General features: G+C 71.4%; 17 protein-coding genes and 2 pseudogenes. 8 read left to right on the plus strand and 11 right to left on the minus strand.

The window, feature by feature from the left end; all coding sequences use genetic code 11:
• The first annotated feature begins 43 nt into the window (after positions 1-43).
• Positions 44-619, plus strand: a complete 576-nt coding sequence (locus tag AA0Z99_RS11550) for an NADPH-dependent FMN reductase (RefSeq protein ID WP_413317506.1) — start codon at positions 44-46, stop codon at positions 617-619.
• A 33-nt stretch (positions 620-652) separates the two neighbouring features.
• Here the strand turns inward: AA0Z99_RS11550 and AA0Z99_RS11555 are convergent, their stop codons facing one another.
• Positions 653-1,540 carry a type II CAAX prenyl endopeptidase Rce1 family protein gene (locus AA0Z99_RS11555; RefSeq protein ID WP_413317508.1) on the minus strand — a complete coding sequence of 296 codons (888 nt, stop codon included), beginning with the start codon at positions 1,538-1,540 and terminating at the stop codon, positions 653-655.
• 90 nt (positions 1,541-1,630) lie between these two features.
• Between AA0Z99_RS11555 and AA0Z99_RS11560 the strand changes: the two genes are divergently transcribed.
• Positions 1,631-1,912, plus strand: coding sequence for a YciI family protein (locus AA0Z99_RS11560; protein ID WP_413317510.1), 282 nt, complete (start codon positions 1,631-1,633; stop codon positions 1,910-1,912).
• 5 nt (positions 1,913-1,917) lie between these two features.
• Here the strand turns inward: AA0Z99_RS11560 and AA0Z99_RS11565 are convergent.
• Both AA0Z99_RS11565 and AA0Z99_RS11570 read right to left on the minus strand, forming a co-directional pair.
• A pseudogene (locus AA0Z99_RS11565) lies at positions 1,918-2,603 on the minus strand (DNA-formamidopyrimidine glycosylase family protein).
• Positions 2,604-2,645: 42 nt separating this feature from the next.
• The gene (locus AA0Z99_RS11570) at positions 2,646-3,731 is read right to left on the minus strand and encodes an NYN domain-containing protein (RefSeq protein WP_413317512.1); all 1,086 of its coding nucleotides are present in this window, start codon (positions 3,729-3,731) and stop codon (positions 2,646-2,648) included.
• Between the two features lie 144 nt (positions 3,732-3,875).
• Between AA0Z99_RS11570 and AA0Z99_RS11575 the strand changes: the two genes are divergently transcribed.
• Positions 3,876-4,157, plus strand: a complete 282-nt coding sequence (locus AA0Z99_RS11575; RefSeq protein WP_413317514.1) for a Fe-S cluster assembly protein HesB — start codon at positions 3,876-3,878, stop codon at positions 4,155-4,157.
• A gap of 196 nt (positions 4,158-4,353) precedes the next feature.
• Here AA0Z99_RS11575 and dnaB read toward each other — a convergent pair.
• The 6 genes and pseudogenes from dnaB to AA0Z99_RS11605 all read right to left on the minus strand — a co-directional run.
• Positions 4,354-5,685 (minus strand): annotated as a pseudogene (dnaB, locus tag AA0Z99_RS11580) (replicative DNA helicase); the annotation flags it as partial.
• Between the two features lie 406 nt (positions 5,686-6,091).
• Positions 6,092-6,544 (minus strand): 50S ribosomal protein L9, encoded by a 453-nt coding sequence (gene rplI / locus AA0Z99_RS11585; RefSeq protein WP_413317516.1) that lies wholly within the window; start codon positions 6,542-6,544, stop codon positions 6,092-6,094.
• Between the two features lie 12 nt (positions 6,545-6,556).
• Positions 6,557-6,811 (minus strand): 30S ribosomal protein S18, encoded by a 255-nt coding sequence (rpsR, locus tag AA0Z99_RS11590; protein WP_072314759.1) that lies wholly within the window; start codon positions 6,809-6,811, stop codon positions 6,557-6,559.
• Between the two features lie 57 nt (positions 6,812-6,868).
• The gene (locus AA0Z99_RS11595) at positions 6,869-7,411 is read right to left on the minus strand and encodes a single-stranded DNA-binding protein (protein WP_413317518.1); all 543 of its coding nucleotides are present in this window, start codon (positions 7,409-7,411) and stop codon (positions 6,869-6,871) included.
• A gap of 2 nt (positions 7,412-7,413) precedes the next feature.
• On the minus strand, positions 7,414-7,845 hold the full coding sequence (rpsF, locus tag AA0Z99_RS11600; protein WP_413317520.1) for a 30S ribosomal protein S6: 432 nt from the start codon (positions 7,843-7,845) through the stop codon (positions 7,414-7,416).
• 153 nt (positions 7,846-7,998) lie between these two features.
• Entirely contained in the window at positions 7,999-9,456 is a 1,458-nt protein-coding gene (locus AA0Z99_RS11605) for a CCA tRNA nucleotidyltransferase (RefSeq protein WP_413317522.1), read from the minus strand.
• A 66-nt stretch (positions 9,457-9,522) separates the two neighbouring features.
• Here AA0Z99_RS11605 and AA0Z99_RS11610 point away from each other — a divergent pair, with 66 nt between their 5' ends.
• The 5 genes from AA0Z99_RS11610 to trxA all read left to right on the plus strand — a co-directional run bounded on the left by AA0Z99_RS11610 (position 9,523) and on the right by trxA (position 15,063).
• On the plus strand, positions 9,523-11,565 hold the full coding sequence (locus AA0Z99_RS11610) for a DUF6049 family protein (RefSeq protein WP_413317524.1): 2,043 nt from the start codon (positions 9,523-9,525) through the stop codon (positions 11,563-11,565).
• Positions 11,562-13,223, plus strand: coding sequence for a murein biosynthesis integral membrane protein MurJ (murJ, locus tag AA0Z99_RS11615; RefSeq protein ID WP_413317526.1), 1,662 nt, complete (start codon positions 11,562-11,564; stop codon positions 13,221-13,223). The genes AA0Z99_RS11610 and murJ overlap by 4 nt, the downstream gene beginning before the upstream one ends.
• 138 nt (positions 13,224-13,361) lie before the next feature.
• Entirely contained in the window at positions 13,362-13,736 is a 375-nt protein-coding gene (locus tag AA0Z99_RS11620; RefSeq protein ID WP_413317528.1) for a hypothetical protein, read from the plus strand.
• Between the two features lie 44 nt (positions 13,737-13,780).
• On the plus strand, positions 13,781-14,755 hold the full coding sequence (gene trxB / locus AA0Z99_RS11625) for a thioredoxin-disulfide reductase (RefSeq protein WP_413317530.1): 975 nt from the start codon (positions 13,781-13,783) through the stop codon (positions 14,753-14,755).
• Positions 14,752-15,063: a thioredoxin gene (trxA, locus tag AA0Z99_RS11630; RefSeq protein ID WP_413317532.1), complete on the plus strand. Its 312-nt coding sequence runs from the start codon at positions 14,752-14,754 to the stop codon at positions 15,061-15,063. The genes trxB and trxA overlap by 4 nt, the downstream gene beginning before the upstream one ends.
• Positions 15,064-15,127: 64 nt before the next feature.
• On the opposite strand, the gene AA0Z99_RS11635 is transcribed toward trxA, so the two are convergent.
• Both AA0Z99_RS11635 and AA0Z99_RS11640 read right to left on the minus strand, forming a co-directional pair.
• Positions 15,128-16,228 carry a ParB/RepB/Spo0J family partition protein gene (locus tag AA0Z99_RS11635; protein WP_413317533.1) on the minus strand — a complete coding sequence of 367 codons (1,101 nt, stop codon included), beginning with the start codon at positions 16,226-16,228 and terminating at the stop codon, positions 15,128-15,130.
• A complete protein-coding gene (locus AA0Z99_RS11640; protein WP_413320852.1) occupies positions 16,225-17,058 on the minus strand; it encodes a ParA family protein in 834 nt (277 codons plus the stop codon). Before AA0Z99_RS11640 ends, AA0Z99_RS11635 begins: the two co-directional genes overlap by 4 nt.
• Between the last annotated feature and the right edge of the window lie 368 nt (positions 17,059-17,426).

The following is a 17,426-nucleotide window of genomic DNA, read 5'->3' on the forward strand; positions in this document are numbered from 1 at the left end:
GCGTCGAGGCGCGCCATCCCCCACCAAGACCCTGAGGAGCACCATGTCTGCACGCCCGCAGATCGGCATCATCGTCGGCAGCACCCGCCCCGTCCGCGTCGGCCGACCGGTCGCCGACGAGCTCGTGGCCCTGGTCGAGTCGGCCGGCGCCGACCCCGTCATGCTCGACCTCGCCGAGATCCGGCTGCCGCTGCTCGACGAGGCGCTGCCGCCGGCCTCCGGCGTGCGCACCGAGCCGCACACCATCGCATGGGCCGAGCGGATCGATGCCCTCGAGGGCGTCGTGTTCGTCACCCCCGACTACAACTCCGGCTACCCGGCCGCGCTGAAGAACGCCATCGACTACCTGAAGGCCGAGTGGGTGGGCAAGCCCGCCGCCGTCGTCTCCTACGGCTGGGCGGGCGGTCGCTCGGCGGCGGCGCAGCTGAGCGCCGTGCTGCGCTACATCGGGCTCGCGCTGCAGGGCGAGGGCGTGCAGATGCCGTTCGAGCCCACCGACTTCGACGACTCGATGCGCATCATCGATGCCCCCGCGTTCGTGGGTCGCTCCGAGGCGGCGCTGCGCGAGAGCGTCGACCTCGTGGTCGCCGCAGCGATCGAGGAGCGCATCGCGGCCTGAGCCGCGCTGCACGGGTCGCCCGCTCGACTCGAGTCAGGCGGCCGCGAGCCGTCGCGCCCGGGGCGCCCGGCTCGCCAGCAGCAGCAGCGCCGCCGCCGCGAGCGCCCAGGGGATCCAGCCGATCGCTCCGATCGCCGCAGGGTCGCCGGTGACGAGCGTGCTGGTCGCGAAGACGACGAGCGAGTTCATCGCCGCATGCCCGACCACGGCGGGCCAGACGCTGCCGCCGAGCGCCGAGAGCGCCGAGAGCACGAGGCCGCCCAGCAGCAGCCCGCCGAGGGTCGTGAGCGCACCGGCGAGCGACATCGTGCCCTCCCAGACCCAGACCGCCATCGCCGGCGCATGCCAGAGCGCCCAGAGCGCGGCGACGGCGAAGGAGGCGCGCACGAGGCCGATCGGCGCGAGCAGCCGCTGCGCGAAGCCGCGCCAGCCGACCTCCTCGGCCAGCGAGAGCACGAGCATCGTCGCGAGCACACCCGGGAGCGCCGGGAGCACCGCTCGCCAGGTCGTCCCAGGCTGCGCGAGGCCGAGCAGCACCGCCAGCGCGGCGGTGGCGGCGCCGAGGGCTGCGACGACGGCGAGCGCGACGAGCGACCAACCGATGGTGCGGGGCCAGCCGCGCTCGGGACGCACGCGCAACGCACTGCCGAGCGGCAGCGGCCGCGTCAGCGACCAGACGGAGACCGCGATGAGGGCGGGCAGCAGCATCGCGGCCGGCGACAGCATCGACAGGGATGCCCCGTCGACCGCGCCGGCGACAGCCAGCCCCGCGAGGCCGAGCATCGGCAGGACGGTGAGCGCCGCGAAGGCGACGAAGGCGACGCGCGAGCGCGGCAGCGGAGCCGATCGACCGAGCGGCGGCGCGCTGCTCGAAGCAGCATCGCGGTCGGAGGAGGAGGTGCGGGGCGCACTGGAGGTCATGCATCCAGCCTCCTCGGCGCCGCGCGCCCGGTCGCCCGGGTTTCCCGGACGGTGGGGGTGGGACAACCCCCGTGTGCCTAGGCTGGAACCATGATCGCCGTCATCCTCTCGTTCTCCGACGACCTCGCCCGCCTCGAGCTGCGCCCTGCGCACCGCGAGCGCGCCGCCGCGCTGCACGAGCAGGGCGTGCTCCTCGCCGGCGGCCCCTTCGAGGACCAGTCCGGCGCGCTGCTGCTGTTCAGCACCGACGACATGGCGGTCGTCGAGGCAGCCATCCAGGACGACCCCTACTACTCGGCGCCGGGCGTGCGCGTGGTGACCGCGCAGCCCTGGACGATCGCGACCGGCGAGATCCCCGACCGGACGCGCTGAGAGCGCTACCGGCGCACGCCCAGCCGCGACAGCACGCGGTCGGCGAGCGGCTTGCCGCCCGTCTGGCACGTGGCGCAGTACTCGAAGGTCGAGTCGGCGTAGATCACCTGCCGCACGGCGTCGCCGCACACGGGGCACGCCTCGCCCTTGCGCCCGTGCACGCGCATCCCTTGCCGCTTCTCGGCCTTGAGCGTCGCCGCGCTGCCGCCCACCGCGCGCTCCACCGCGTCGCCGAGCACCTGCTGCAGCGCCTCGAAGAGCCGATGCACGTCGTCGTCCGGCATCGACGCCGGATGGAAGGGTGACATGCGCGCCGCGTGCAGGATCTCGTCGGAGTAGGCGTTGCCGATGCCCGCGATCCGCTGCTGATCGCGCAGCACGCCCTTGATCTGCGCGCGGCCGGCCCGCGCCAGGATCCCCGCGAACCGCTTTTCGGTGAACGCGGCATCGAGGGGCTCGGGGCCGAGCGTCGCGATCGACATGACCTGCTCGGGGTCGCGCACCACGTGCAGCGCGAGCCGCTTGCGCGTCGCCTCGCCTCCGTGAGCGTCGTGCCGCGCAGCGCGTCGAGGGACGGGTCGAAGGTCTTCAGCGCGGCGATCTCGGTGACGTCGACACGATCGATCGTGCGGCCCACCGCTCGCTCGCGCAGATCGGCCGCCAGCGCTTCGACCTCCGGCAGCTCCGGCATGGCTCCAGTCTGCCCTGGATCCGCCAGCGCTGCTGCGCCGGACTACGCCTCCTTGAGGTGCAGCAGGCGCGCCTGCCCCTCCACGCGCATGTCCACGAGGTCGCCGCGCGCGGTCACGAAGTCGGAGAAGGACTTGTGGCCGAGCGACTTCTCGTTGAACACCGGGTCCATGCGCTTCATCTGCTCCTTGACGACGTTGGCGTGCAGCCACTCGTCGTCGGTCTTCTGGTGCAGGATGCGCATGGCGCGCTCGAGGAGGCCGGTCGCGGCGTCGCCGCGCTGATCCGGCGTCATCGCCACCTCGTCCTGCTCGGCAGCCACCGACGCGCTCGTCGCGCGGCGGCTGCGGCGCGCCGGCTGGCGCGCGGGCTCTGCATCGGCGGGCTGCGCGGCCTCCTCGGCCGGCTCTGCGGCCGGCTCGGTCGCCTGCTCGACCTCGGCTGCGCCGCTTCCGGCGCTCGCCTCCGCCTTCGCGCCGCGCTTGGACCGACGCTTGGCCGCGGGCACAGCGGCCGCGGGCACCTCGGGCTCGGCCTCGAGCTCGTCCAGCTGCACGGGGTCGATGCCGGGCAGCGCGTCGTAGTCGGCGAACTCGTCGCACGCCGCCGCCAGCGACTTCGAGGTGCTGCCGGCGACACCGATGCCGACGACGTAGCTGCCGAGCCGCTTCGCGCGCTGCGCGAGCGCGATGTAGTCGCTGTCGCCCGCCACGATCACGACGTGCGTGATCGCGTCGAGCCGGAACAGATCCTCCACGACATCGACCGCGAGCCGGATGTCGGCGCCGTTCTTCAGCGCGCGCGTGGTGGGGAACATCTGCACGAGGTCGACGGCGCGGGCGAGCAGCTGGTCGCGATACGCGGCGTGGGCCGGCACCGACCAGTCGGCGTAGGCGCGGCTCAGCACGATCGATCCGAAGCTCGAGGCGTAGTCGATGATCGCCCCGAGGTCGACCGTCGCCTGCTGGAAGCGGGTGCGGGCCTTCGACTCGCGGCCGCCGTCGGCGTGCAGCGTGCGCACCTTGTCGGAGTGGAAGGCACCCCGACCGTGCAGCTGGTCGTAGCGGGAGATGAGGATGTTGTCGAAGTCGATGTAGACGGCGACGCGCGCCTCGAGATCAGTGGGCATGCAGCCAGTCTGTCAGTCGCCGGAGCCGGCTCCGGCTCCCGGCCCGCCGGAGACGGGCATGGCGACACGCCCGGCGGGTCTCGGGGGCTTGCATCGTCGGCGAAGGAACGGCATCGTGGCCTGCTCGCCAACGGAAGGAGCGCCATGCTCACCTTGACCGAGAACGCCCAGACCGTGATCACCGGCATCGTCGGCGGTGCGCAGGCGCCGCAGACCGGCGGCATCCGCATCTCCCAGGACGTCGAGGGCTCCGGCCTCAACGTCGCCGTCGCGAACCAGCCGGAGGCCGAGGACCAGGTGGTCGAGTCGGCAGGTGCGAAGGTCTTCCTCGACCCGCAGGCCGCCCAGACCCTCGACGACAAGGTCCTCGACGCATCCGCGCAGCCCGATGGCCGCGTCGACTTCGCCATCGGTCAGCAGGACTGACCCAGGCGCAGCAGCGCCTTCAGGAGCGGGGCTCCGGCACGACGCCGGGGCCCCGCTTCGCGCTCTGCCCGGGCAGCGCGGAGCGTCAGCCCTCGACGGGCGGCGGCTCCTGGGGCGCGCCGTAGGGCGAGCCGCCGAAGGGCGTGCCGCCCGGAGGCATCGCGGGCATGCCGCCGCCGTCGCTCGGCCCCATGCCGGGCGCGATGTCGGCGAAGCGCGCGAGGTGCCCGTGGAACGCGACGGGGATCGTCTTCGTCGGGCCGCCTCGGTGCTTCGCGACGATGATGTCCGCTTCGCCCGGTCGGATGTCGCGGTCGTAGGCGTCCTCGCGGTGCAGCAGCATCACGATGTCGGCGTCCTGCTCGATCGAGCCCGACTCGCGCAGGTCGCTGATCGCCGGCTTCTTGTCGCCGCGCTGCTCAGGGCCTCGGTTGAGCTGCGACAGCGCGATGACCGGCACCTGCAGCTCCTTCGCCAGCAGCTTGAGCGAGCGCGAGAACTCCGAGACCTCCTGCTGGCGGGACTCCACCTTCTTGCCGCTCGTCATGAGCTGCAGGTAGTCGACGACGACCATCTTCAGCCCGGCCTGCTGCTTGAGGCGACGGCACTTGGCGCGGATCTCGACGAGCGTGAGGTTCGGGCTGTCGTCGATGTAGAGCGGCGCGTCGTTGATGCGGCCGCGCACCTGCGCGAGCGTCGTCCAGTCGCGACCCTCGATCGAGCCCTTGCGCAGCTTCTGCAGCAGGATGTTCGACTCCGCCGAGAGCAGCTTCATCGCGATCTCGGTGCGCCCCATCTCCAGCGAGAAGAACGCCGAGGGCATGTCGTTCTTGATCGACGCCGAGCGCACGAGATCCATGGCGAGGGTCGACTTGCCGAGGCCAGGGCGGGCGGCGATGACGATGAGCTGCCCGGGGTGGAGGCCGTTCGTCAGCTCGTCGAGCTCGCGGAACCCGGTTGGCACGCCCGTCATGACGCCGTCGAGGCCCTTCGCGGCCTCGATCTCCTCGATCGCCATCTCCACGGCGATGCTGAGCGGCACGTAGTCCTCGGACTGGTCGTCGCCCATGACGGCGTAGATCTCGGCCTGGGCGTTGTTCACGAGGTCGGTGACCTCGCCCTCGGAGGCGTAGCCCATCTGCACGATGCGCGTACCGGCCTCGACGAGGCGGCGCAGCACCGCCTTCTCGGCGACGATCTCGGCGTAGAAGCCGGCGTTGGCGGCGGTCGGCACCATCGAGGTGAGCGAGTGCAGGTACTCCACGCCGCCGGCGCGGGAGAGCATGGCGGTCTTGGTGAGCTCGTCCGAGACCGTGATGACGTCGGTCGGCTCACCGCGCGAGTAGAGCGAGAGGATCGCCTCGTAGACGATCTCGTGCTTCGGCTGGTAGAAGTCGGGCCCGCGCACGGTCTCGAGGCAGTCGGCCACCGCGTCCTTCGACAGCAGCATGCCGCCGATGGCGGACTGCTCGGCGAGCATGTCGAACGGGGGCGTGCGCTCGCTGTAGCGGCTCTCGTCGATGCCCATCTCAGCCAGGTTCGTCACGCTGCCCCCTCCGAGTCGACGATGCCGCACTCCACCCACACGCGATGAGGGAGCCTCGCACAGGCTAGAAGCCGCACGACCGGCCGTCGAATCGCCCTGTGGAGAGCGCTGTGGAGACCTGGGGACAACGCCGCCGCAACGCGGTCAGGACACACCGTGGCCCTGTGCATAGACCTGTGGAACGCAGATCCGGTTTGGCGATCAAAGCTGCGCTGACCGGGCATTTCTGATTCCACACCCGGTGGGGAGAAGCATCACTGAAGTACACGTTGAAGGTTCTTGTCCCCCATCGCGGTTTGACACCCATCCCCCGCGTCGCGGTGCCCGACAGCGCACGACGAAGGCCCGCATCCGAGCGGGATGCGGGCCTTCGTCGTCAGCGTCGCGACTACTTCGCGGCGACCACCTTGAGGGTGATCGTCGCGACGATCTCGTCGCGCAGGCGAGCGGTCGCCTGGTGGTCGCCGATCGAGCGGATCGGCGTCGGGATCTCGATCACGCGCTTGTCGAGCGAGCCGTGACCGGCTGCCTCGACGGCGTCGGCGATGTCCTTCGTCTGGATCGAGCCGAAGAGGCGGCCCTCAGCGCCGGCCTTCGCCGTCAGCGTGACGGGGTTCGCCTCGAGACGGGCCCGCAGGTCCTGCGCCTCCTCGATCGTGGCGTGCTCGCGTGCGACGCGCGCTGCCTTGATCGACTCGACCTGCTTCTCGCCGCCGCACGTCCACGCGACAGCCAGGCCCTGGGGCACGAGGTAGTTGCGAGCGAAGCCGTTCTTGACCTCGATCACGTCACCGGCGGAGCCGAGGCCGGAGACCTCGTTCGTGAGAATGAGCTTTGCCATCGTTCAGCCCCCTCAGCGTCCGGCGCCCGAGTAGGGCAGGAGCGCCATCTCTCGCGCGTTCTTGATCGCCTTGGCGATCAGGCGCTGCTCCTGCACCGACACGCCGGTGATGCGACGGGCGCGGATCTTGCCGCGCTCCGAGATGAACTTCTTGAGCGTCGCGACGTCCTTCCAGTCGATGACGCCGACCTTGATCGCCTTGGCCGGGGCGACGTTCTTGCCGCCCTTCGGGCCCCGCGGCTTGCGGTTCTGCGGCTTGCCAGCCATGTGTCCTTCTTTCGTGCTCGGGACTGCCGTCCCGGGAGAGTGGTGAGTGCGAGAGGCTTAGAAGGGCGTCTCGTCGTTGTAGGAGGTGCCGGGGGCACCCCAGACGTCGCCGCCCTGCTGGCCACCGGCCTGCGGCTGCGACTGCGGCTGGCCCCACGGCTCGTCGGCGACCTGCTGCGGCTGGCCGAAGCCGCCGCCGCCCTGGTTGCCGCCCGAGCTGCGCCCGGCGCCGCCACCCGTGGTGCGGGTGACCTGCGCGGTCGCGTAGCGGAGCGAGGGGCCGATCTCGTCGACCTCGAGCTCGATGACCGTGCGCTTCTCGCCCTGCTGCGTCTCGAACGAGCGCTGCTTGAGGCGGCCCTGCGCGATGACGCGGCTGCCCTTCTGCAGGCTCTGCGAGACGTGCTCGGCGAACTCGCGCCACACCGACGCGCGGAGGAACAGCGCTTCGCCGTCCTTCCACTCGTTGGCCTGGCGGTCGAACGTGCGGGGGGTCGACGCGATCGTGAAGTTCGCGACGGCGAGGCCGTTCTGCGTGTAGCGCAGCTCCGGGTCGGCAGTCAGGTTGCCGACCACCGTGATGATCGTCTCGCCAGCCACGACTACTTGGCCTCTGCCTCTGCGGGGGTCGCTGCGTCCGACGGCTTCGCGTCGGTCGCGGGCGCTGCTGCCGGAGCAGCAGGTGCCTCAGCGGCCTTCGCAGCCTTCGCCTCGGCCTGGCGGCGCGAGCCGCTGGTCTGCGAGACGGCGACGTCGGCGCGCAGCACCTTCGTGCGCATAACGGCCTCGGACAGCCCCAGCTGGCGGTCGAGCTCGGTCGTGGTCGCGGGCTCGGCCGTGAAGTTGACGACGGCGTAGATGCCTTCGAACTTCTTGTCGATCTCGTAGGCCAGGCGGCGACGGCCCCAGATGTCGACCTTGTCGATCGAGCCGCCGTCGTTGCGGACGACGTTGAGGAACTTGTCGAGCGACGGAGCGACAGTGCGCTCGTCAACCTCCGGGTCGAGAATCACCATCAGTTCGTATTCCTGCATGCTTCACCCACCTCCTTCGGACTAGAACGGCTGCAGGCGGTCTGCAGCAGGAGGGTATGCATGGTGCGCGGCGACCACTCGAGGACGAGCAGCGCAGAGCGCAACCTGTGAAGCCTACCGCAGGAGCCCATCCGGCACCAGGGCGCAGCGCGATCAGGCCTGGCGCGCCGCCCACCACTCGCGCAGCACGGCCTCGGCGCGCTCGGCGCCCAGCGGGCCGTGCTCGAGCCGCTGCTCGAGCAGCATCCGGTAGGCCTCCCCCACCTCGCGACCGGGTCGGAGCCCAAGGATCCCCATGATCTGCTCGCCGTCGAGGTCGGGGCGCACCGCATCCATCTCCTCCTGCTCGCGCAGCTCGGCGATGCGCTGCTCGAGGTCGTCGTAGGCGAACTCGAGCCGCTCGGCCTTGCGGCGGTTGCGCGTGGTGACGTCGGAGCGGGTCAGGATGTGCAGGCGCTCGAGCACGGGGCCGGCGTCGCGCACGTAGCGCCGCACCGCCGAGTCGGTCCACGCCTGCTCGCCGTAGCCGTAGAAGCGCAGGTGCAGCTCGATGAGCCGCGCCACAGCCTTGACGGTGTCGTTGTCGAAGCGCAGCGCCTTGAGCCGCTGCTTCGCCATCCGAGCGCCGACGAGGTCGTGCTGGTAGAACGTGACCGTCCGCCCCTCGATGCGTCGGGTCGCGGGCTTGCCGATGTCGTGCAGCAGGCCGGCGAGGCGGGACACGAGATCCGGTGCGGCGCCGGGGTTGCGCATCGCCTCGAGCTCGATGCCCTGCTGCAGCACGGTGAGCGAGTGCTCGTAGACGTCCTTGTGATGCGCGTGCTCGTCGGCCTCCAGGCGCAGCGCCGGCACCTCCGGCAGCACGCGGTCGAGGATGCCGGTGTCGGTCAGCAGCCGGATGCCGGGCACGGGGTCGGCCGTCAGCAGCAGCTTGCTCAGCTCGTCCCGCACGCGCTCGGCGGAGATGTCGCGGATGCGGTCGGCCAGGTCGGTCATCGCCGCCACGACGCGCGGTGCGACGTCGAAGCCGAGCTGCGCGGCGAACCGCGCGGCGCGCATCATGCGCAGCGGGTCGTCGTCGAACGACTGCTCCGCGGCCTGCGGGGTGTCGAGGGTGCCCGCGAGCAGGTGCTCGAGGCCGCCGCCGACGTCGACGAGCTGCGGCGACGCGTCCGCCGCCTGCTCGCCGCGCCGCGGCGTCACCCGCAGCGCCATCGCGTTCACGGTGAAGTCGCGCCGCGCCAGGTCGCCCTCGAGCGTGTCGCCGAAGGCGACGGATGGCTTGCGGGAGACGCCGTCGTAGGTGTCGGCCCGGTAGGTGGTGATCTCGATCGTGTCATCGCCGATGCGCGCGGCGATCGTGCCGAAGTCGCGCCCGACATCCCAGGTGGCGTCGGCGAGCGGCGCGACGATGCGCAGGATCTCGTCGGGGCTCGCGCTCGAGGCGAAGTCGAGGTCGGTGACCGGCCGGTCGAGGAAGGCGTCGCGCACGGGGCCGCCGACGAGCGAGAGCTCGTGCCCGGCAGCGGTGAACGCCGCCGCCAGCTGCCTCGTGGGCGCGGTCGCGACGAGCGCGTGCAGTCGCGCGGTCGCCTCAGCCATGTCGGTCACGACGCACCATTCTGGCAGGCCGTGCGGAGGGCGGCGGTCGTAGGCGGGCGGCCTACACTTGCCACCATGCTGTCGGGAGGTCGCCTCGCGCGCCGGCGCGCGACCTCGTGCGCCGTCGCCCTGCTCGCGACGGCGGCGCTCGCCGCACCCCTGCTGGCGCCGGCCGCGGCCTCGGCGACGGGCGCGCCGGACGAACCTGCGCCGCAGGAGCCCTCCGTGCGCATCGCCCCGGTCGACCCGCTCGTCGGCGACGGCGAGGGCCTCGTGCTCGAGCTCGAGCTCGACAACGCGAGCGCCGAGCCCACCGCCGCCTCGACCGTCGACGTGCTGCTGACCTCGGCACCGATCGGCACCCGCTACAGCCTGAGCCGCTGGTTCGCCGGTGAGGGGTTCCTCGCCAGCTCGGTGGTCGCGACGGTCAACGTGCCCGCGATCGCCGCCGACGACGACTACGCCCTGCGCACGACGATCAGCGCCGAGCAGCTCGGGCTCGATGACCGCGCCTGGGGGGCGTACGGCATCGCGGCGGCGACCGAGACCTATGGCGCGGCCAACAGCGTCGTCGTGCGCGATGCACCGGGCGAGGCGCAGCCGACCACCCTCGCGCTCGCCGCGCCGATCGACTCGGGCGTCGACGCGACGGGCCTCCTGGGCGCAGCGGACCTCGAGGCGACCACGGAGTTCGGCGGAGCAGCGCGCAGCGCCCTCGACGCCGCGCTCGACTCGGGCGCGACGATCGGCATCGATCCGGCCTTCGGCACCAGCGTCGAGGCCCTGGGCGCGGATGCGCCCGAGGCGGCGGTCGAGTGGCTCGAGCGCGCGGACACCCGCGAGACCTATCCGCTGCTCTACGGCAACGCCGATCCGCTCGCGCAGCTGCGCGCCGGCACCTATCCGCTGGAGCCGCTCGGCATCCCGCGAGCGGACGGGCGCCGGCCGCTGCCGGCCTCCTTCGGCTCCACCGGCAGCCGCGATCCCGTGATCGACGCGACGCGCTCGAGCGTGCAGCAGGAAGAGCTGGCATCGCTGACCGAGGCCGGCACGCTCGTCGTCTCGACGGGCATGCTCGACGAGGAGCTCGGCGGCGCGACCCCGAGCGCCGGTGTCGAGGTCGATGGCGTCCGGCTCCTCGCAGCGGACGCGCAGCTGCAGCAGCTGATCGACGACTCGGCCGCGGCCGACCCGCTCGAGGCGTCCGCCGTGCGCGCGCAGGTGCTCGCGCTGCTGGCCACCGTCACGCGCGAGCGGCCGAGCGATCCGCGCACCCTCGCGGCCGTGCTGCCGCCCGCGAGCCGCAGCGACCCATCCGCCCTGCTCGACGACCTCGCGGGTGCGCGGTTCGTCGAGACCGCGGGGCTCGACGCGGCGCTCGAGGGCCCGGCTCGCGAGGCTGCCCTCGCGCCGATCGACGAGCCGGAGCTCGGGGAGGGCGCGGCGCTCGTCGCCCAGGCGCTCGAGGAGGAGGCCGCTGTCGCCAGCATCGCCTCGATCGTCGACGAGCCGAGCACGCTGCTCGCCGAGCTGCGGCTCGCGCTGCTCGTCGCCCTGCCCGATGCGGGCTCGCCCGTGACCGACGCGGACCGCACCGCGATCGCGAACCTCGCGGGCTCGCTGAGCGAGGTGCGCAGCGCCGTGCAGATCGTGCCGGGCAGCCCGATCCGCGCGGTCGGCGAGAGCGTCGGCCTGCCCGTCACCATCACCAACGACCTCGACGTGCCGGCGAACGTCGTGCTGACGCTGCGCCCCACGAACGCGCTCGTGAGCGTCGACCAGCCTCGCGTGGAGGTCACGATCGCACCGAGCAGCCAGCAGCGCGTGCAGGTGCCGATCGACGTCGTCGGCACCGGCAGCCTGCTCGTCCTCACCCAGCTCTACACGCCCGACGGCGTGCCGCTGGGGCAGACCGAGCGCATGAGCATCTCGGCGCAGCCCACGATCGAGGTCGCGGTCGCCTGGGCGCTCGGCGCTGCGATCGTGCTGCTGCTCGGCTTCGGCATCCTGCGCTCGATCCAGAAGCGCCGACGGGGCGAGGCGCGGGGCGACATCGACCTCGCAGCCCGAGACCAGGGCGGCAGCGGCGCCGGCACGACCCGGGAGGAGACCGCGTGAACGCTGGCAGGGCGAGCGCGATCATCGCTTCGGGCACCATGGTGTCGCGCGTGCTCGGCTTCGTGAAGATGATCGTGCTCGCCGCCGCGATCGGGCAGTCGGGATCCGCCGCCGCAGAGACCTTCGGCCTCGCGAACCAGCTGCCGAACAACGTCTACGCCCTCGTCGCCGGCGGCGTCATGAGCGCGGTGCTCGTGCCGCAGATCGTCAAGGCGTCGAAGGCCGCCGACGGCGGCGAGTCCTACGTCTCGAAGATCCTGACCCTCGGCGGCACGGTGTTCCTGCTGCTGGCGGCGATCGCGACCGTCGCAGCCCCGTGGCTCGTGCAGCTCTACGCGGTGAGCGCGGATGACGGCGGCCTCGGCTTCACGAACGAGCAGTTCGCGCTGGCGACCGCGCTCGCCTACTGGTGCATGCCGCAGATCCTCTTCTACGCGATCTACACGCTGCTCGGCGAGATCTACAACGCGCGGGGCCAGTTCGGGCCCTACACGTGGGCACCCGTCGTGAACAACGTCGTCTCGATCGCAGGACTGCTGGGGTTCATCCTGCTGTTCGGCGGCGAGCGGGTCAACCGCGCCGTCCAGGTCTGGGATGCCGATCGCATCACCGTCCTCGGCGTGGTCACCACCGCCGGTGTCGCCGTGCAGGCGCTCGTGCTGGTGCTGTTCTTCCGCAAGACGGGGCTGAGGTTCCGGCTCGACTTCGGGTGGCGCGGCGTGGGCCTGCGCGCCACGGGCAAGGCGGCGCTGTGGCTGTTCGGCATCGTGATCATCGGCCAGATCAAGGGCGTGGTGCAGTCGCGCGTGGCGACGATGGGCGAGGTGGCGAACGTCGCCACCATGCAGAACTCCTGGTTCGTGTTCTCGCTGCCCCACTCGATCATCGCCGTGTCGATCGCGATCGCCTACTTCACCCGCATGTCGCACCACGCGAGCGAGTCGAACATGGCCGGCATCCGCAGCGACCTCTCGTCGGCCCTGCGCGGCGTCGGCATGCTCACCACCATCTCGGCCTTCGCCGTGGCGGTCATCGCGGTGCCCTTCGCGCGCCTGCTCGACCCGGAGTTCGAGCTCATGATCGCGATGGCGCAGGTCATCTGGGCGTTCCTCATCTGCCTGGTGGCGTTCAGCGCCGAGTACGTGATCCAGCGCGTGTTCTTCGCGCTCGGCGACACGCGCACCCCCTTCTTCTACGCGTGCTTCGGCATGTTCGTCACCTTCGCGCTGCTGTGGGCGGCGTCGACGCTCCCCGGCGAGTGGATCATCGTCGGCACCGCGCTCGCGGTCTCCGGCGCCAACCTCGTCTCCTGCTCGGTCTGGCTGATCCTCGTCCGGCGCAAGATCGGCCCCTTCGGCTTCAGGCTCATCGCGGTGCGGCACCTGCAGTACCTCGCGTACGCGCTCCCCGCGGCCGGTGCCGGTGCGGCCACCGTGTGGGCGATGGGCGGCTACCGGCCCGGGGGCTTCGGCACGCTGAACTTCCTCGGCGCCATCACCACCTCGCTCACCGCGGGCGTCGTGATGGCCGCGATCTACTTCGGCCTGCTCTACCTGACGCGCAACCCCGACTTCCGCGCCACCGTCGCCATCGTCGTCGGCAAGCTCCGCGGTGGGCGGGGCGGCGGCCTCCCGCCCACGGAGACCGACCCGGCCTAACGAGCGACGCGCCCGCCGGGGTCGCGGAGCCGGCAGCGGGCGGCGACCGCAGAGGCGGCGCACACGGTCGCCGTCTACCATGGCGATCGGTCGGGGCGGATGCCTCGCACGACCACGCAGGGACGTCAGGAGGCGTGCATGGCCACTCCGCTCTTCCGCATCGCGGCACCGCTGCTCGTCGGCGGCCTCGCTGCCGTCGGCGCGATCGTCGCCAGCAGCCTCACGCGGGAGCGCGCGGAGCAGCGAGCGCTCGCTGGGCCCGCCCGGCCGCTCGCGGTCGAGGGCTGGTGGTCCTCGGATGCCTCGTCGTCGCTCGCGCACGCGCATCCGGCGGTGCTCATCGTGGATGCCGACTCCGCCCGCCTCATCGACTCGTGGGATCGCCGCATCCGCGCCCGCGTCGCGCAGCCGGTCGTGCGCAGGACACCGGAGTGGCCCGCCAGCGGGCTGATCGTCGTCGACGCCGCGACGGGCGACCTGCTGACCGAGCTGCGGGGAATGCCGACGACCTAGAATCGGTTGTCCCCGAAGCAACCCGCCATGACCCAGGAGGTCTCGTGCACGACGTCATCATCATCGGCTCAGGGCCGGCCGGCTACACGGCTGCGATCTACGCGGCCCGCGCCAACCTGCAGCCGATCGTGCTCGCCTCGAGCGTCGAGATGGGCGGCGACCTCATGACCACCACCGAGGTCGAGAACTTCCCCGGCTTCCCCGACGGCGTGCAGGGCCCCGACCTGATGTTCGCGATGCAGCAGCAGGCCGAGCGGTTCGGCGCCGACGTGCGCATGCAGGACGCCACCGAGCTCGAGCTCGACGGCGAGGTCAAGCGCGTGCACGTGGGCGACGAGGTGCTCGAGACGCGCACGCTGATCTTCGCCACCGGCTCCGCCTACCGCAAGCTCGGCGTCGCCGGCGAAGAGCCCCTGTCCGGCCACGGCGTGTCGTGGTGCGCGACCTGCGACGGCTTCTTCTTCAAGCAGAAGCAGCTCATCGTCGTCGGCGGCGGCGACTCCGCGATGGAGGAGGCGACCTTCCTGACGAAGTTCGCCGACAAGGTGACGATCGTGCACCGCTCCGACAGCTTCCGCGCGAGCGAGGTCATGCTCGACCGCGCTCGCGCCGACGAGAAGATCGAGTTCCTGACGAACGCCGTGGTCGAGCAGATCACCGGCACCGACGTCAACGGGACCCAGCAGGTCTCGGCGGTCACGCTGCGCGACACCTCCTCGGGCCAGACCTGGGAGATGCCCATCGACGGCGTCTTCGTGGCGATCGGCTCCGACCCGCGCACGCACCTGGTGCACGGCAAGCTCGACCTGACCTCGGAGGGCACGATCGCGGTCGACGGCCGCACCTCGCGCACCTCGGTCGCCGGTGTGTTCGCTGCCGGCGACGTCATCGACCCCACCTACCGGCAGGCGATCACCGCAGCGGGCTCCGGCACCGTCGCGGCGCTCGATGCCCAGCACTACCTGGCCGCGCACGCCGTGCCGGCTCTCGCAACCGCACCTACGGAGGCAGCACTGTGAAGGAAGTCACCACCGCATCGTTCGAGCAGGACGTGCTGAAGGCAGAGAAGCCCGTCGTCGTGGACTTCTGGGCAGCGTGGTGCGGCCCGTGCCGCGCGGTCAGCCCGATCCTCGAGCAGATCAACGACGAGACCGAGAAGCTCGACGTGGTCAAGGTGAACGTCGACCAGGAGCCCGACCTGGCGATGCGCTACAACATCACGTCGATCCCCGCCATGAAGGTCTTCCAGGGCGGCGAGGTCGTGCACGAGCTGATCGGCGCGCGCCCGAAGCCCGCGATCGAGCAGGAGCTCGCCAAGTTCCTCTGAGCTCCCGCGCACGAGTGAGGGCCCCCGGACGCGTTCCGGGGGCCCTCACTCGTTCGCGTGCCGCTCACTCGGAGGCGGGCTCCTCTGCGCCGAAGCCCTGCTCCCCCAGCTGCGCCAGGATGCGGTTGAGATCGGCCACCGTCGCGAAGTCGATCGTGAGCTGACCCTTCGAGCGCCCGAGGGTCACCTTGACGCGCGTGTCGAGGCGATCCTCCAGGCGCACGGCGATCTCGTCGAGACCGTGCTGCAGTGCGCCCTTGGTCGGTGCCTTCCTGGGGCTGCGCGTCTGCACGAGCCCGGCGGCGGCCTCCGCCGCGCGAACTGAAAGATCCTCATTGACGATCTTCGCCGCGAGCTGCTCCTGCGCCTCAGGCGTCGAGAGCGAGAGGATGGCTCGCGCGTGACCGGCGGAGAGCACCCCGCTCGCCACCCGCGTCTGGATGCCCTCCGGCAGCTTCAGGAGCCGGATGGTGTTCGAGATCTGCGGCCGGCTCCTGCCGATGCGCTTGGAGAGCTCCTCCTGCGTGATGGCGAAGTCCTCCATCAGCTGCTGGTAGGCCGACGCCTCCTCCAGCGGGTTGAGCTGCGCTCGGTGCAGGTTCTCCAGCAGCGCGTCTCGGAGCATCGCGTCATCGGCCGTGTCCCTGACGATCGCGGGGATCGTCTCGAGGCCGGCCCGCTGGCTCGCTCGCCAGCGCCGCTCCCCCATGATCAGCTCGTACTGGGTGCCGTCCTCGCCGAGCTCGGCCGGACGCACGACGATGGGCTGCAGCACGCCGAACTCACGGATCGAGTGCTCGAGCTCGCTGAGGTCGTCCTCGTCGAACACCGTGCGCGGCTGGCTGGCGTTCGGGCGGATCGCGGTGGGAGCGACGGCGACGAGGGTGGCCCCGGGCACCTCGAGCAGCTCGGCGTTCTCCTCCTCACCGGAGAAGAAGACGTCGACAGGGCGCGCGCCGGCCTTGGACGGCCGGCGACGGCGCGCCGGTGCGCTCTCGCGCGAGGAACCCGCTGCGCTGCCGTCTCCTGCTGCCGTCGCCGTCGCGCTTGCAGGCGCCTGCGCAGCGGGTGCGTCGTCGGATCCGGTGTCGGCTGGGGCGGCGCTGCTCGGGCCCGTGGGGATGAGCGCTCCGATGCCGCGCCCCAGTCCTGACTTCTTGCTCATGCCGTTCCTCTGCGTGCGATCTCTGCGGCGGCCTCACGATACGACAGGGCGCCGGGCGAGTTGGGGTCGTAGGCGATGACGGTCTGCCCATAGCCGGGCGCCTCGGACACGCGCACGGAGCGCGGGATCACCGCCTCGAGCGTCTGGTCGGGGAAGTGGGCGCGCACCTCGTCGACGACCTGGCGCGACAGGAGCGTGCGCCCGTCGAACATCGTCAGCAGCACCGTGCTGACGTCGAGCTTGGGGTTGAGGTGCGCTTGGATGCGACCGATGGTGTCGAGGAGCTGCGTGACGCCCTCGAGCGCGTAGTACTCGCACTGGATGGGGATGAGCACCTCGGTCGCCGCCGTGAAGGCGTTGATCGTCAGCAGACCCAGCGAGGGCGGGCAATCGATGAAGACGTAGTGCGGAGGCTCCCCCGCACCGGAGAGGTGCGCGTCGAGCGCCTCGCGCAGGCGATGCTCCCGACGCTCCATCCCCGCGAGCTCCAGGTCTGCCCCGGCCAGGTGGATCGTCGATGGCACGACCTGGAGGTTCTTGCTCTGCGGACTGATGGTGATCGCCTCGGTCAGCGACTCCCCGTCGATGAGGACGTCGTAGGTGCTCAGCACGTCGGCGTGGTGATCGATGCCAAGCGCCGTCGATGCGTTGCCCTGCGGGTCGAGGTCGAGGACGAGCACGCGTGCTCCGGCCTGGGCCAGGGCGGCCGCGAGGTTGACCGCGGTCGTCGTCTTGCCGACCCCGCCCTTCTGGTTCACCACGGTGAGGATCCGGGTGCGCGCCGGGAGCGGCAGCTGCTGAGCCGAGAGCGCCTGTCTGCGTCGAGCCATGGCTGCGAGCTCGCGGGCGATCGGGGTCGTATCGAACTTTCCCGTGGTCACGCGTGCCTTCCTGAACGATGTTTCACGTGGAACGTCGCGCCGAGCGCCCCGAACCGCGTGTGAGTGAAGTACCAGTCTGGCCCGCGCAGGCCGATTCGCAAAGTCCGTCACGTCCCCGCTCTGGTCGGTTGGCGCGCGCACGGTCATCAGGGTTCTCCACAGTCATCGAGCACCCTGTGGAGAGCTCGCGTCGACCTCAACGCGAGGGTGAGCATTCCGGGGTACAGACGAGATTCCGCGTGATTCCGGGGGAGTTCCCGCCATCTGAGGGACCTCGCGCCTCGAGTCCGCTCACAGCGCGACCAGAGTTCTCCACA

This window comes from Agrococcus phoenicis, assembly GCF_047302415.1.
Taxonomy (GTDB): Bacteria; Actinomycetota; Actinomycetes; order Actinomycetales; family Microbacteriaceae; genus Agrococcus.

What these genes read in the sequence shown, in the direction of transcription:
- AA0Z99_RS11550 (WP_413317506.1), top strand. Translation starts at nt 44, where the DNA reads ATGTCTGCACGCCCGCAGATCGGCATCATCGTCGGCAGCACCCGCCCC.
- AA0Z99_RS11555 (WP_413317508.1), bottom strand. Translation starts at nt 1,540, where the DNA reads ATGACCTCCAGTGCGCCCCGCACCTCCTCCTCCGACCGCGATGCTGCT.
- AA0Z99_RS11560 (WP_413317510.1), top strand. Translation starts at nt 1,631, where the DNA reads ATGATCGCCGTCATCCTCTCGTTCTCCGACGACCTCGCCCGCCTCGAG.
- AA0Z99_RS11570 (WP_413317512.1), bottom strand. Translation starts at nt 3,731, where the DNA reads ATGCCCACTGATCTCGAGGCGCGCGTCGCCGTCTACATCGACTTCGAC.
- AA0Z99_RS11575 (WP_413317514.1), top strand. Translation starts at nt 3,876, where the DNA reads ATGCTCACCTTGACCGAGAACGCCCAGACCGTGATCACCGGCATCGTC.
- rplI (WP_413317516.1), bottom strand. Translation starts at nt 6,544, where the DNA reads ATGGCAAAGCTCATTCTCACGAACGAGGTCTCCGGCCTCGGCTCCGCC.
- rpsR (WP_072314759.1), bottom strand. Translation starts at nt 6,811, where the DNA reads ATGGCTGGCAAGCCGCAGAACCGCAAGCCGCGGGGCCCGAAGGGCGGC.
- rpsF (WP_413317520.1), bottom strand. Translation starts at nt 7,845, where the DNA reads ATGCAGGAATACGAACTGATGGTGATTCTCGACCCGGAGGTTGACGAG.
- AA0Z99_RS11610 (WP_413317524.1), top strand. Translation starts at nt 9,523, where the DNA reads ATGCTGTCGGGAGGTCGCCTCGCGCGCCGGCGCGCGACCTCGTGCGCC.
- AA0Z99_RS11620 (WP_413317528.1), top strand. Translation starts at nt 13,362, where the DNA reads ATGGCCACTCCGCTCTTCCGCATCGCGGCACCGCTGCTCGTCGGCGGC.
- AA0Z99_RS11635 (WP_413317533.1), bottom strand. Translation starts at nt 16,228, where the DNA reads ATGAGCAAGAAGTCAGGACTGGGGCGCGGCATCGGAGCGCTCATCCCC.
- AA0Z99_RS11640 (WP_413320852.1), bottom strand. Translation starts at nt 17,058, where the DNA reads ATGGCTCGACGCAGACAGGCGCTCTCGGCTCAGCAGCTGCCGCTCCCG.